Genomic DNA, 14,515 nt, shown 5'->3' on the forward strand with positions numbered 1-14,515 from the left:
CCCTCCCTTCCTTCTACTTCAGATTGAATTCCTTGCGCTTCAACTCAATTTCATCATCGATATACAGGACATAGTCCGATAGGGCCTCACGCGGATTTTCGTTGGCGTTGACGACCTTGCGGAACGCATTATCCAGATGCCTGCCTGTGAAATAACCTCCCGGAAGCTGCGGGATACCTTGTACCCATTCCCATTGCTTCTCCAAATTCCGATAATCTTTCACAGGCCAAGGCAGCTGCTCCAGCGCCTTGATATTGGCTGTCGGGTAGCGGGCCGCCGCGCCCATGAGACCTTCCATTTCTCTTCCGTATTCCATCTGGGTCTGCTCATCGGTCCACCATTTCATAAACTTCCAGGCGGCTTCCTTGTTGGCCGCGTTTTCGAGCATCATCACAGCGCTGGTCGCACTGGCTACCTCATGCCTTACAGAGCCGTCGGGGAGCTGAGTGCCTGGTACAATGGTAAAATCCCACAGGTTGCGAATTTCCGGAGCCATGACCGTAAGCATGTTGTACGTAGTGTAATCGGCGATGCCGATCGGCATCTCCCCGGTGCGGAAACGGTTTGGAAAGTCGGCCTTGAGCGGAAATTTGTAATTGGTATAGAACTGGGTCCAGCGTTTGAACGCATCCATCGAAATTTCCGAATCCAGCGCGCTCTTCTTCTGATCTTCCGTATAGAAGGTGCCGTCATTCTGATACAACAGCATCGCAAAAGTCGAGTTCGGAACCAGATTGGCATTGTTCAGCGTATCCTCGATGGGCAGATAGAACTCCATGTTGTGCTTTTGCAGGACAGCGATAGCGTTATAGACGTCCTCCCACGTCTTCGGCGGTTCGAGACCCAGCTCGTTCAGAATATCTTTGCGGTAAAAAAGCATCGGAAAATGCTGCTGCTCCGGCAGCGCATAGACTCCTCCGTTATAACGGTAGGGCGTCAGCCCGCTTTCGCGGAATCTGCCCGAGATTTCCTCAAAATCCGGGAATTTGCTCAGATCGGCTGCCGCATTCCTCATCGCATAGTTCACGGGGATATCTTCGCCCATTTGCATCGCTACGTCCGGACCTTCCCCAGCGAGCGTGGCAGGCAGCAAAATATTAGGTGGAACGAGCCGCAATTGCACGGACACATCCGTATCCGGGGTAAACGAATCGTCGATCAAACCCTTAAGCACCTGGGCCTGATCCCGTCCGGTCGTAATCCAGACGGTAATCGCGTCCTTCTTTTGCTCCACATTGCCGATGCTGTCGTAATCTTCGGTATAGGATGCGACATATGCACCCAGTTCGTGCTTCACCTGCTGGATCGCCGTCGCTTCCGCCTTCGGCAATGGCTCGCCCGGCGGGGATACGAGAAGGTAATCCAGCGTAATCGGCTGTTCGCGTACGGACAAAATCCAGGTACCGAGGCCGCCTACGTTAATCTTGAACGTATCGAGCCGTTTCGGAACCGTCTCCGGTCTGGCTGCCATATCTTTAAGCTGGACCACCATCGCATTCAGAACGGCGACTTTATCGCTCTGCTCTCCGGTTGCTTGTTCCAGATACGCGGCTACAGAGCTAAGCGTTGCCGCCTGCCGTTCAAAGACCTCCGTCATCTCCGGAATGCGGCGTTCCAGCTGGTAATCCCGGAGCGGATCGGGCTTATTGGAGGTGATCATCAATATTTTGCGATACATTCCATTCAGTTCCAGTACGCTGGATTCCACGGTGCGCAGAAGCGGAGCGATGTCGCCGAGCGTGACCGTCATCCGTATGCGATGTGTTCCTTTTTCGAGATGGAATTGATAGGGCTGGTCTTCTCCGGCTCCCAGTACTTGCGTTTGCCAGGATGGACTGTAATTAAAACGAATGCGTTTCATTTCCTTGAACGGCACTTTGCCGTCAATCGTCAGACTGCGGGTCGCATAGATGCCGCGAAGTTGATCCTGCTTTACTTTTAGCGCGATTTGATACAATCCGTCCTCCGGCACGTCGATCTCCCATTCGATCCATTCACCGGGCAGCTTCCAGTTGATGCCGCCGATGGCGTTGATGCGAATTTTGGATACGTCATACGGCTCCAGCGAAGGGCTGGAACGATCCGAGATCGGTGCAAGCGTAGGCGAAGATTTGCTTGCAGCCTGTTCTGCCTGGACCTTCAGCATGACCGGACCGGCCGGTTTCAAGCCGCGCGTTTCATAACTCGCCCGCAAGTCTGCATAGGACGGAACATCCTCCTCCTGATACAGCTCGATATAATCGATCGCCATGCTCTCCCGGAGCGAAGTGAGCGATAGCTGCTGTTTGCCCTTTTCAAAATAAAACTGGAACGGTTCCTCGAAGTAACCTGCGCTGTCCCTGAAGGAAGCGAGCTGCCACTCCGGCTGTTCCACTTGCCTCGGTCTGAGATCGTTGCCGCGATCGTCCCGGCGAACGTTATCTTCGCGATTGCCCCACACCCTGTCGAACAGCAGGACGTCAGCACCCCTGAACGGAACCTGTCCGTTTATCTCCAGTCTGCGTTCGATGCCAGAACTCTTGCCCTCCACCGGATAATAATGGATGCGAACGTGGTACAAACCACTCCATTGAACGGGAACATCCCAGCGAATGGTTCCGGTTTCGGGTGTAATGACGGCACTGCCGTCCAATCCGGCATATCCCTGCACCACTTCAAACGTTCCACCCTCCGCCCGAACATAAGACTCGCCTTCAATCCGCACCACGTTATCCGGTTTGGGAGTGTTCTGATGACCCGCCAGATAATGTTCATAGCTGCTTTCATCGTCCGTGTTGGAGATCGCTTCAAAATCTTCAAGCGCATGAGCCGTGCCCGGAGTACGATCCCGCGATGGATAGATGGTCCATATCGAGAACACCAAGGCCAGGACAAGCACCAGGATTAGTCCCTTTTTCTTACGTGACCGCATGTCTGAATGTATCCCCTTTCCTCTAGGCGTAGCGACAATGGGACGATGGACTGATCCGGACAGACCGCGCCATGACTGGTGCGTTCTGCCCGTGATTTAGTAAAATGGTTTATTTATATACCTCATCAATCGCGGCCTGGAAAGGAGCCTTGTATTTCTCGATCAGAGTGGATACGGATACCCCTTCTTTGAGCTCCGCATCAAAATCCCAGTAAGGCAAGGACGGGAAGGTGTTATGGTCGAGAACAAGCATGCCCTCAGCGACCTTTCTGGCGTTGTTGATGTCTGCTTCGTTGGTCAGATGCGTCTCCAGCGTGGACTGACCCGGATACTCGTAGATCGAATCGATCTCGTTGATTTTTTCCCAGATGTACATCAGTTGTTCCGGATTCTCCACCGCTTTAGGGATGGTGATCGCTTGGTAACGCGATTCGCCGGAGTGATACGCCGATGCGCTTGGTCCTTTTGGAAACGGCACAAAACCGATATCATAATCCTTCATGTCTGTCATAATGCCTTCGACTTCGTACATCGCACCTGCATACATCAAGGTATTGCCTTGACGGAAGAAGGTGGAAGGTTCTGTCCAGTCGCCACCCTCAGTTGGTCTGCCAACCTTTTCTGTTGCCAGCTTGGACAGGAAGTTCAGTGCTTCTTTCGTCTTGGGATCCTCCAGGTTCTGCTTATCCTCTTTGGTCAGAGAAGCTTCGTTGGAGTACAGAATGGGTTCAAGCAGACCCGTTTGAGCGAGTCCCCACGTGTCCAGCTTGCCATCATTGTTACGATCCTTGTTCGCTTGTTTCGCAACGCTGAGGAACGTATCCCAGTTCCATTCATCGGCATCCACATATTCCTGCAGCGGCTTCAAACCAAGTTCCTGCATAAGCGTTCGGTTATAGAAAATCCCGTTGATAAAGGAGGATTGATCTTCGGTAAAACCGTAGCCTCTGCCTTCATATTGCATATACTCGTTGGTCGTTTTTTGATTGAACACCTTATCGTTCTTGGTATACTCATCCACCGGCCATAACAGATCCTGTTTGGTCAATGCCGGAATGGCATAGTTTTTGCCCAGCCTCACCAAATCGCCCAGCGGTTCCCCTGCCATCAGCGAAGCAACCACTTTTTCCTGGTATTCTCCGAAATCGATGGAGATGTATTCAATATTGAAGTTATGTTTTTTCTTCAGTGCTTCAAGGTTCTCCAGGCGCTGAATGTTATCCGGGTTGTTACCCTGGATCTCCATATCCCACCAAGCAACAACCTTGATGGTTCTGCCACCCATGTCAAAGTCCATCTCCGGCGTTGAATTTTCATTTTTGGGCTCGGTTTCCGCGGTGTTTTGTTCCTCCTGCGGTGCCGGCTTTTCCGGCTCCGGTTGTGCGGTCGGAGCAGAACTGCATGCAGCAATCATCAGCATGACCGCAAATACAAGGCTCAGCAGCATAAACTTGTTGTTTCTCATCGTCTTCCCCCCTGATTGTCGTTTGCTCCCACAGTGTATCCCTCATATGAAAACGCAAACAACCGGCCGAAATGCAGGTATTCACCCGGTCAAATTATAGAAAGGCATGCTATTGAAGGATTACGAACTCATTTCAATAGAAATTGGTAAAGAAATGCATTGTCTGCAAAAAAATGCACATTGTATGCGCTTTCTTTTATTCTCATAATGAAAGTAAGCCTTATGGATTGGAATCCGGACCGGAAATTCAGAAGAAGGTGAGGTTATGCTTTATGTACAACATATTACTTGTTGATTACAGCCGGCGTTTGTGCAAAGAACTTGGACCGTTGCTGAGTCGTTCTACCTCTCCATTTACAATTGGGGAATCGGCCTTCTCTTCCTCCGATGCACTGATCGCCCTGTCGAAACAGGAATTCGCGGTAGTGCTCATCCATACTGAGCGATGTGATACGGCCGGTTTATGGTTATGCCATCGCATTCGCCAAATAAGCGACATTCCGATTCTGCTGGTGGGTGGAAGAGACCATTTCAGACTTGTGCGCAAAGCGTTAACTTATCAAGTGAATGATTATCTGCCCTCTCCTGTCAGCGCTTCAGCTTTACTGCAAAGTTTGCAGGCACTTCAGACGCGACTGGGACCGGAACCTGTTAAAGAAAGATTGCCTGTGAAACCACTCGTTCAGCTCAATGGCAAAGCGATGGAGTCCAGTCATGTCATCCGAATTGTCAAAGCTTACGTGAGAGATCATCTAAGCGACGAAATTACGCTCCGGAAAATTTCCGACATGCTCCATTTTAACTGTGCATATCTTGGACAAAAATTTAAACTGGAGGAGAAAGTATCCTTCAACGATTACATGCTGCAGCAGCGAATGGAAAAAGCGAAGCATCTGCTGTTAACTACCGATATGAGGATATATGAAATCGCTTTGGAGGTAGGTTATAAAGACATCGATTGGTTTTACAAAAAATTCAAGGCCTATGCAGGCTCAAGTCCTAACGCCTATCGCAGACAAAAGAATCACTCTGCCTAGGCATGACTGATCAGCTGCCTCCTCGGCAGCCTTTCTGGCGGGTGATCAAACCATAAAACGCAGGCCAGCAGCGCCTGCGTTTTTACGTGTTATCCTTTTCCATTTACTTCTGATGAAGGTGTCCATAACAACGGTTCTAACGCACGAGCACAGATTCCCGATATTCCTGGGGCGTCATGCCCGTCAGCTTCTTGAACAGGCGGGTAAACGAATGTGCCGACTCATATCCGACTTGAAGCGCTACTTCTCGCACCATCAGATCGCTGTTGCTCAGCAGCTCCTTGGCTCTTCGGATACGGGTGTCGTCGATAAACTCCGACAAGTTGATCCCCGTCTCCTGCTTGAAGAAGCGGGATAGATAGGACGGGTTGAAATGATTCAACTCGGCGAGTCTGACCAGCGAAAGGTCCTTTTCCAGATTGTCCCTGATATAGCCGCATAGAGTATGGATGACCTGGTTCACACGTTCCTCTTCATTGGAACGCTTGAAATGAACCAGTTCATCCGCAGCGCGGTACAGGTGGTGCACTGCTTCCTTCATGCATGTAAAGTCACTCAGTTGAAGCAAACTTGGCTGATCAGGGACGTTCTGCCGGAGCCCCCAGCGATTACATGTGGAATACAGCATCAGAGCCAGATAATAGTAGGTTTCCATAGCCCGCTCCATGGTCAGGTCCTGCTGCTGCAGTTCCGTTACAAGCTCTTCAAAAACATCGTAAAAGGGCTGAAAGCGTCCGGTTTCCAAGAAACCAGACATCACGTCAATCCGGCTTGAGATCCGAACGGATTCCTTGGATGTTCCTCCTGCAGTGCCTTCGGTTTTATCCGTCAATACCATGGAGACCCCATCGCCAATTTTCATCCACTGTAACAACCGCAGCCGTTCATACTGCCTTGGAATTCGGGACCAAGGGCAACCGCGTCCGCTCAATGTAAAGGCAATGGACACGTCCAACGACGCCATGCAGGCTTCCTGAACCAGCTCCAATGTGCCTTCGATATAAGTGGAAAAGTGCTCTTCTGCATTGTTTTTCCCTGTTTTAGGCTGAAGCAGCCAGACCACATCGCCATAGTGATCTGTGACACTGATATATATCGCATGTTCACTCAATAGTGAAGATCCGATAATCCGGACCGACTCCTGCAAACGATTCGGTCCTTCTTCGATTCCAGGCGGCGTATTGAATCGTCCAAGGACCAGATACACCGGGGAGTCCGCTTGCAAGCCTATGTTTCTTGACACCAGTTCGGCTTGAAGCTCCATCGAAGAGGAGTGAGCGGACGGGCTATCCTGAAGAAGCTTGCGCACATATTCCTCCTGGTGCAGCGCAGCCAGCCGGGAAGTCATTTGGCGGGACTTTTCCAACACTTCATGCATGCTGTGACTTTGCCGAATCTCTTCCATGACCTGCTCAATGACCGTCATCACCTTGTCGTAACCTTCCGTTTTGAGCAAATAACGCACATTGGGCATCTGGAGGGCTCGGTATGCATAATCAAAATCACTGTGTCCCGTGAGAAAAATAACGCGGCATTGAGGCCAGCGTGTCTGGATCTCCTCGGTCAGTTCGAGACCACTTATGCCAGGCATGCGAATATCCGTCAGAACGATGTCAATTCTGGATCGCCGCATCCAGTCCAGGGCCTCTGCAGCGGAATAGGCTTTGCAAACATCAAGCCGGTCCGGCATATGTCCGGCAAACGTCTCATACAGGCTGTCCGTTATAATTTCCTCGTCATCCACAATCAGAAGTCGGTACATGCGCTCTCCCCTCTCTTCCATCGGATTCGAATCGCGACTTTCAATCCCTGCAGATCGCTCCGAGAGAGAGAAAGCCCGCTTCCTTCCCCATAGGTCAACACCAGACGTCGATGAATATTCATTAAACCGGTCACTTCATCCGTATCGGCATCATTGTGCAGACGTGCCTGAAGCATATCGATCTCCTCCGTCTGCAACCCCTCCCCATTGTCCTCCACCGTAATTTCAAGGTAGGCTGACTTCATATGGAATTGAACCCGCAGGAGTCCCGTACCCGTGTTCTTCTCCAGACTATGCTCATAAGCATTCTCTATGATCGGCTGAATGATCAATCTGGGGACCTGAAGCTGCTCCATTCCGGATGGCAGCTGCCCGAAGTCTACTTTGATCCGCCGTGAAAAGCGTAATTGCTGAATCTCCATATAGATTCGCGAATGCTCCACTTCGTCTTTCAAAGGCACATGATCCGTCCCGTTTCGGGTGATAAAACGAAAATATTCGCCGAGCATGTTCGTAAACTGTTCAATGCGCTCCGTTTCTCCAGTTCTGGCAAGCGAGTTCAGAATGAAAAAGCTATTATACAAAAAATGTGGATTAATCTGGGACTGAAGCTGCTTCAATTCAGCCCGCTGCATCATCATCGTCTGTTTGAAATCCCGATCGATCAGTTGCTGCAGATTTTCAATCATATGATTGAAGCGTGCATATAGAAAACCGAACTCGTCCTTGCGATGGTGTACGATCGGAATATCGAGCACGCCTCCCTCCATTTTTTTAAACCTTTTGACAAGCAGCAGCAGCGGAATATGGATCAGCTTGTAGCTGGAATAGAGATAGGCCGTAATGGCAATGAAAGACGTGATGGCAAATATCCAGGCCCATGTATAAAATTTGCTGAGCGGTTTGGTTACCATTTTCTCCGGCAGATACGTTGCAGCCGATAAGCCCAGAGCATCCATGTGCAGCTGATTGACGTGATAATTAACGCCCTCAATCTTGACCTGAAAGCTGTCATGCGGATTTTTCCGACGATGCTCGCGGTAACTGGACAGAATGACATCTCGCTGCTGGTGATCCGAGATTACATTCCCGGTCTTCTCTTCGATCAGGAGTGTGGCACTTTCAGGGTACAGGTTTAGCTGCGATAATTCATTCTGAAACTGAGCGTTATCCAGTTCTACCTGTACAACAAACAGAGGACCTTCCCCTTTTTTTCCCGTGAGCCGGACAGCGCTCAGGTTCAGCGTGTCTCCTTTTACAGTAAAACGGATATCCTTTCCTTCCATAGCTGAACTGAAATAGTCAAAGGACGCCTGATCATAATCATCGATGCCTTGCATTGCCGATATGCTCTTGTTGACTGCAGGGATATGTACATAAACGTTCTTGATATAAGCACTGCTGTTCTTAAAGGCGGCCAGTCGCTCAGATAAATAATTCAGCGTTTCACGCCTTTCCACCTGGTCCATGATGTTCCAGAGGATCGCAAGCCGATTCAGTTTGCGGTCCTCGGCAATATCAAACTGCTGCAGCTCCATCCATTCAATCTCCCTGTTCAGTTCCATCGCAAATTGGTTCAATCGCCTTTCCGTCGACAGGGAAATTTCCTGGCTTGCCGTGTCGTAACTCCAGTGATATAAATACACACCCAGAAGAATCAGAGGAATCACAAAGATCAGATAGGTCATGATTAGCCGTGCAAATATGCTGTTAAGCCAGGACTGCGCAGGAATCTTCAACAATGCATTCACCTCCCGTCTCCCTGGTTGAATCGGGACACCTGTGTTAATAGGATAAGGCGAACGATTGGTGACCCCGTGCGGCATTGGTTCTGAACCACGCATTCACCTCCGATGTGATCTCATCTCCACCCAATTTGCGCCAATTCTCGACGAACTGATCGAACTCTTCTATCGGCGATCCAAGAATGATATTCATGTATGCCTCGAGCTGAAGATCCCGAAGAATGATCTGCCGATCGATCATCGTTTCGGTGATGCCGCCGGTGAATTCGTCATATAGAAGCTGGCCGTTCCGCTCATAGGCATCCGCAATGCTGAAGGCTCCTGTCGGTCCATAGGTTTGTTTCCAACCCCATCCGCTCTTCAAGCCTTCTGTTTCATACGCAGCAATCCGCTTGTGAATCGCAAGCGCCTCGTTCTCCAGGGTAGAGAAATCCCCTGTCTTTCTGGCGTCGCGGATGTCTCTGTAGGCATCCATGTTTTTCATGCCGGGAAAAGGCGTTACCGGCGAGAGCATCCATACGGCACGCGAATCGTCATTGTAGTACGTTTCATACTCGGCTTGTTCTCCCCAGTTTTTGTCCAGATGCAGGTTCATGAGCTTTACGACAACCTCCGGACTCGCAAATCCCTTCCTTACTGCAAAATAATGTCCTGTATTGGAACGAAGAGGGACAAACACGCTTCGGCCAGATTCAGCTACCAAGGGGTACGCTTGCCATTCCGCATCCGGATCCGTGTCCCGGGTAGTCTGAATCATGAAAGGAGTCCACTGTTCACCATAGAGCATGCCTATTTTACCGTCCTGAATCAGGCGGTACTCCTTGCTTCCGTTTTTGTAGGCGAACTCGGGATCAAGCTGGCCTTCAAGGTACAAGGTCTGCAACGCTTCCAGCGCTTTTCGCACCTCGGGTTGTATGCCGCCGTATGCAAGATTGCCCTCCTTGTCCTTGATCCATATATTCGGGAAAGCTCCGTAACCGGCCATGAATCCTGACGCGCTCATGACGGGGTCCCACAGATAACTCGTTAACGCAAGTCCATAGGTGTCTTGTTTTCCGTTTCCATCGGGGTCTTCTTCTGTAAACGCTTTCGATGCTTGAAGCACGTCTTCCATCGTTTCAGGCGGATGCAGGCCCAGGTTATTCAGCCAATCGCTTCTGATCCACAGATACTGCGCCGTTTCGATGGAAGAGGATGATTCGGGGATCGCCATGAGTTTACCGTCAATCGTGGCGGCGTCGAACGCTCCTTTTCCCTCGGCCTCCAATATATTTTTCGTAAGTGGAGAGGCATGGGTCTGGTATACTTTGGTCAGATCTTCAATCCATCCGGCATTGCTTAATTGCCTGAGTTGATATGGATTGACTTTGACCACGTCCGGGAAACGGCCTGCTGCAAGAGACACTCCCAGTTTCTGATTATATACGTCACCGTTCGCGATCCAGTCATAGTGTATCCGAATGCCCAATTCTTCTTCATACAAACGGGTCCAGCGATTATCTACCAAACTCTCGCCCGGCAACTGATCAAGCATTCGCTGCAGGTCTTCACCAGTCTCTCGGACAAAGGTAACCCGTATAGGAGGATCGTATCTCCCTGCACTTCCGGAAGGTTGTACCTGCTGCCCGGCAGACGTCGAAGGCGGCTGCCCTGAATTTCCTTGCGTATGGCCGGCAGGTATGCTCACCGCAAGGAGGATAATGAAGGCCCATCTTGATCTGTACATCCATCTCTTGTGCATGGCGACATGCCCCCCGGTTCAATTGGAATGAATATAGTCGTAAGATCATATTGCTCTGACGCGTTTACGATATTGTAAAGATAGGTTTAGATAGTAAGCGTTTGCAAAATAAACCACTTCATGGTAGGATGATTACATTTTAAGGTAATCTGAACACAATTTCATTGCGTTATTTGTTCCATTTATTGCGCGAAATGACGGGAGGTGCTGTATGAGCGGATCCTCTGACTTTTTCTATGACCCCATTCAGCCGGAGCTTTTGTACCTGCATCGAATCACGACTTACAAGCTGGAAACGAGCTATCATCGGCATAATGCCTACGAGATCTATCTGTTCCTTCGCGGTCATGTGCACTTTTATGTAGAAAATCGGTGTTATCATATGCAGCGGGGCGATTTGCTCGTGATGTCCCCCAAAGAAATGCATCGTGCGTTTATATTGGATGAAACGGAGTATGAACGGATTACGATCAATCTCAAAAAAACATACCTGTACCAATTGTCCACGGCCTCAACGAACCTATCTTCCTGTTTTGATTGCCGCCGCAAAGGCGAAGGCAACATGATACACCTGGACGACGATCGTTTGGACCAGATCACATATTGGACGAACCGGATCGAAGAATCGCTCTCTTCGGATGCTTATGGGGCAGACGTCAAAACCAATGCTGCAATCGCGCAATTATTGGTGTTGATCAACGTATGGTTTCGCAACAATTCTTTTGAGCCTCATGATATCATGCCCGATCTGGTGCGAAAGACAATGGATTACATCGACGAACATATCACGCAAGATATTACGCTTGGCAAACTTGCCGAAGCGTTCTACATGAACAGCACTTCGATCAGCCGCCAGTTCAAAAAGCATACCGGGCTGACCCTTCGTTCCTATATTCTCAGTCGTCGTATCGAACTTGCCAAATTTCTTCTGTCTGACGGGATGAGCATCACCGATGCTTGCTTTCAATCGGGCTTTGGCGATTACGCCAATTTTATACGAAGCTTCACCAAGATGGTTGGCATTTCTCCAGGAAAGTATATTAAACAGCGACGTGAAGCCATTGAGTGATCACTGATTGTGTGTTCTTTACACACTCCCTACACCCATACCTTTTTATTCTTCCGTCATATGATAATCCATATATTAAAAGTATAGAGATGAGCAAAGTAATTATCCGAGGGATGTTGTCATATGAAACCTTATCACGTCGTTTGGAAGGGCCCTGTACACAAAGCAAGCGGGCTTGGCCGTGCCAGCAGAGCGTATGCCCAGTCACTAAAGCGGCAAGGCGTAGCCGTTAGTATAGGACCGGCAAAACAGCGCAAAAACGGCAGCCGATACACACGGGTGCTGATTTATCACCACCTCCCCAATAGCATTCAATGGAAAAAAGAGCGCCGTCTGTATGATCTTATTATTTTGAATACAGTTTGGGAAACAAGCAAGCTCCCCAAGGCTTGGCTTCCCCATATGAATCAGTTTGATGCCGTTTGTGTGCCCTCCCAGCATAATAAAAGAACACTAAGGAACAGCGGCGTGAATGTCCCGATTTTTGTCGTTCCTCATGGTGTAAATGCAAAGGAGTTTCATCCGAATAACAAGAAAATGTCCGTGCCGGGTGCGGCCGGCAAGTTTACGTTCGTGTCCGTCTTCGGCTTCCAGCACCGTAAAAATCCGGAGGGCCTGCTGCGGGCATATTGGGAAGAGTTTTCCTCTAAAGATAACGTCGTGCTTGTGATCAAAACAAACGGATATGCGCCGCATGAGAACGAAAAATGGATCCAGGCCAAAATAACGCAATACAAAAAAAAGCTGGGTATCCAAAAAGATACGGCACCCGTTGTCGTGATCGGCCGTCATCTTCGTGAAAGCAGATTAAAAGGTTTGTATACGCTCGGCGATGCTTTCGTCCTCCCGACTCGCGGCGAGGGGGTTGGACTGCCCTTTCTAGAATCGCTTGCGAGCGGCGTACCGGTCATCACTACAAGTTGGGGCGGGCAAATGGATTTTCTGACGCACAGCAACTCGTTCCTGATTCCGTACCAGCTGCGCAGCCCGTCAAGCAGTATGAACAGAGCCATTTCTAAAAAATTCAGCAACCTGTTTGCGCAAAAGGGACAACGATGGGCGGAACCGAATCTGGGCTATTTAAAAAAACGGATGAGGGAAGCGTACCAAAACCCCGGACTATGCAAACAAAAAGGACAACAAGGCAGAAAGGATATACTTCGCTTATCCTGGGACCGGTCCGGGGTATTCATGAAGCATGCGATTGAAGAAATCATTCGATCGAAGAAATAAGAATGGAGGGCGATATCCCCAAGAAAGGAGGAATCGGCTTGCGTATCATCCTGTTATGCGGGGGATCCGGAAAAAGGCTGTGGCCTTTGTCCAATGAGATTCGCTCCAAGGTGTTCCTTAAGCTTTTGAAATCCGATGCCGGGGCCAGAGAATCGATGATTGAGCGAATATGCCGGCAATTAAATGAGGCGGGGCTGCTTCAATCCACATGCATCGTTACCCATCACAGTCAAGTGGAAATTACCCGTTCCTATGTTGGCGAGCATATCCCGATCCTGGCCGAACCCTTTAAAAGAGGAACCTTCACAGCCATTGCTTATGCGGTAAGTTATCTTCATGAAAAGCTGCAAATGGATCCAAATGAAACCATCTGCGTTCTTCCAGTCGACACATACGCAGATACCGCTTTTTTTCGACTGCTCCTTCGCGTTCCTGATGTTCTGATGCATTCTAAAGCAGATCTCGCTCTCCTCGGAACCAAACCTACCCATCCTTCCGATCAGTTCGGCTATATCGTTCCTGCTCAGCCCAATGGAAATGACGACTTTTCTTTCATTCACCAATTCATCGAAAAGCCCGATGAGCCGACAGCCTGTCGCCTCATCGAACATCAAGCGATGTGGAATTGCGGCGTATTCGCATTCTCCTTGAAGTTCATGCTGACATTTTTGAAAGACAAGGGGCATCCGATCCAAGTTGAGCATTGGCTGGAAAATTACGAACAGCTTGCAAACACCAGTTTCGACCGGGAAGTCGCGGAACACGCATTGTCTGCTGTTGTCATGAGATATGACGGCTATTGGAATGATCTCGGGAGTTGGATGGCGTTAAGCGATCATTTCGAGAGCCATGTCATCGGGTCAGGGCGAATATCGGACGACTCCTCTAACAGCCATATCATTAACGAGCTTTCCTATCCGATCGAAATGATCGGCGTTTCTGATCTCATCGTAGCGGCCAGTTCCGATGGCATCCTCATTGCTAACAAGGGCAAAGCAAATCAAATCAAGGATAAGCTCGAACATATGCCGCGATTTGCGAAGTATGAAGAGAAAAGATGGGGCTCCTACCGGGTTCTGAACGATTGGAACGATGAAACGGGAAATGGAGTGATGATCAGGCAGGTGAAGCTGATCCACGGAAAATATACGAGCTACCATCAGCATCTCGAGCGGCAAGAAATCGTGACGATTGTGACGGGCAGCGCGGAAATCCTTATGGAGGGTAAACGACGCCAGCTAAAGGCGGGCGATGTTCTGCAAATTCCGGCTGGAACCAGGCATGGAATTAAGGCACTTACCGATCTTGAACTAATGGAAGTTGTGCTGGGTAAGGACCTGGCGAAAGAAGATGTTATTCGTATTGAGATGGTGTGGTAAACGTTGCGGGCTATCTATATAGGCTGAACCAATCATTTTTACACAGAGTCACTACGTGGTCAGAACCATCTTCCGATCGCTATTATCCCCAGATTTTTTTTGGTCCCCTTTTTCAAAGGGAAAATCCGGTGATAAACACGAAGCGTATGCTTTCGATGGAGCTTTCTTACAGA

The 14,515-nt window shown here is 49.5% G+C and carries 9 protein-coding genes; 4 read left to right on the top strand and 5 right to left on the bottom strand.

The annotated features are described in order from the left end of the window. Positions 1–13: 13 nt before the first annotated feature. Positions 14–2,911: an extracellular solute-binding protein gene (locus RSX24_RS10750; protein ID WP_343260567.1), complete on the bottom strand. Its 2,898-nt coding sequence runs from the start codon at positions 2,909–2,911 to the stop codon at positions 14–16. A 109-nt stretch (positions 2,912–3,020) separates the two neighbouring features. Then, positions 3,021–4,376 (bottom strand): extracellular solute-binding protein, encoded by a 1,356-nt coding sequence (locus tag RSX24_RS10755; protein ID WP_343260568.1) that lies wholly within the window; start codon positions 4,374–4,376, stop codon positions 3,021–3,023. Between the two features lie 272 nt (positions 4,377–4,648). Between RSX24_RS10755 and RSX24_RS10760 the strand changes: the two genes are divergently transcribed. Then, entirely contained in the window at positions 4,649–5,413 is a 765-nt protein-coding gene (locus RSX24_RS10760) for a helix-turn-helix transcriptional regulator (RefSeq protein ID WP_236414128.1), read from the top strand. A gap of 136 nt (positions 5,414–5,549) precedes the next feature. Here the strand turns inward: RSX24_RS10760 and RSX24_RS10765 are convergent, their stop codons facing one another. Genes RSX24_RS10765 through RSX24_RS10775 form a run of 3 tightly spaced genes read right to left on the bottom strand, consistent with a single transcriptional unit; the run spans position 5,550 to position 10,661 of the window. Next, on the bottom strand, positions 5,550–7,175 hold the full coding sequence (locus RSX24_RS10765) for a response regulator (RefSeq protein WP_343260569.1): 1,626 nt from the start codon (positions 7,173–7,175) through the stop codon (positions 5,550–5,552). Beyond that, on the bottom strand, positions 7,160–8,917 hold the full coding sequence (locus RSX24_RS10770; RefSeq protein WP_343260570.1) for a sensor histidine kinase: 1,758 nt from the start codon (positions 8,915–8,917) through the stop codon (positions 7,160–7,162). The genes RSX24_RS10765 and RSX24_RS10770 overlap by 16 nt, the downstream gene beginning before the upstream one ends. Before the next feature lie 43 nt (positions 8,918–8,960). Beyond that, on the bottom strand, positions 8,961–10,661 hold the full coding sequence (locus RSX24_RS10775) for an extracellular solute-binding protein (RefSeq protein WP_343260571.1): 1,701 nt from the start codon (positions 10,659–10,661) through the stop codon (positions 8,961–8,963). Positions 10,662–10,872: 211 nt separating this feature from the next. Between RSX24_RS10775 and RSX24_RS10780 the strand changes: the two genes are divergently transcribed. The 3 genes from RSX24_RS10780 (at position 10,873) to RSX24_RS10790 (ending at position 14,342) form a co-directional block, all read left to right on the top strand. After that, positions 10,873–11,730 carry an AraC family transcriptional regulator gene (locus RSX24_RS10780; RefSeq protein ID WP_236414120.1) on the top strand — a complete coding sequence of 286 codons (858 nt, stop codon included), beginning with the start codon at positions 10,873–10,875 and terminating at the stop codon, positions 11,728–11,730. A gap of 123 nt (positions 11,731–11,853) precedes the next feature. Continuing rightward, positions 11,854–12,963 (top strand): glycosyltransferase family 4 protein, encoded by a 1,110-nt coding sequence (locus tag RSX24_RS10785; RefSeq protein WP_236414118.1) that lies wholly within the window; start codon positions 11,854–11,856, stop codon positions 12,961–12,963. 38 nt (positions 12,964–13,001) lie between these two features. Further along, positions 13,002–14,342: a sugar phosphate nucleotidyltransferase gene (locus RSX24_RS10790; protein WP_236414115.1), complete on the top strand. Its 1,341-nt coding sequence runs from the start codon at positions 13,002–13,004 to the stop codon at positions 14,340–14,342. The last annotated feature ends 173 nt before the right edge of the window (positions 14,343–14,515 follow it).

This window comes from Paenibacillus hubeiensis, assembly GCF_032334105.1.
Classification (GTDB): domain Bacteria; phylum Bacillota; class Bacilli; order Paenibacillales; family Paenibacillaceae; genus Paenibacillus; species Paenibacillus hubeiensis.

Coding starts and splice junctions, on each gene's coding strand:
- RSX24_RS10750 (WP_343260567.1), bottom strand. CDS start 2,911: ATGCGGTCACGTAAGAAAAAGGGACTAATCCTGGTGCTTGTCCTGGCC.
- RSX24_RS10755 (WP_343260568.1), bottom strand. CDS start 4,376: ATGAGAAACAACAAGTTTATGCTGCTGAGCCTTGTATTTGCGGTCATG.
- RSX24_RS10760 (WP_236414128.1), top strand. CDS start 4,649: ATGTACAACATATTACTTGTTGATTACAGCCGGCGTTTGTGCAAAGAA.
- RSX24_RS10765 (WP_343260569.1), bottom strand. CDS start 7,175: ATGTACCGACTTCTGATTGTGGATGACGAGGAAATTATAACGGACAGC.
- RSX24_RS10775 (WP_343260571.1), bottom strand. CDS start 10,661: ATGCACAAGAGATGGATGTACAGATCAAGATGGGCCTTCATTATCCTC.
- RSX24_RS10780 (WP_236414120.1), top strand. CDS start 10,873: ATGAGCGGATCCTCTGACTTTTTCTATGACCCCATTCAGCCGGAGCTT.
- RSX24_RS10785 (WP_236414118.1), top strand. CDS start 11,854: ATGAAACCTTATCACGTCGTTTGGAAGGGCCCTGTACACAAAGCAAGC.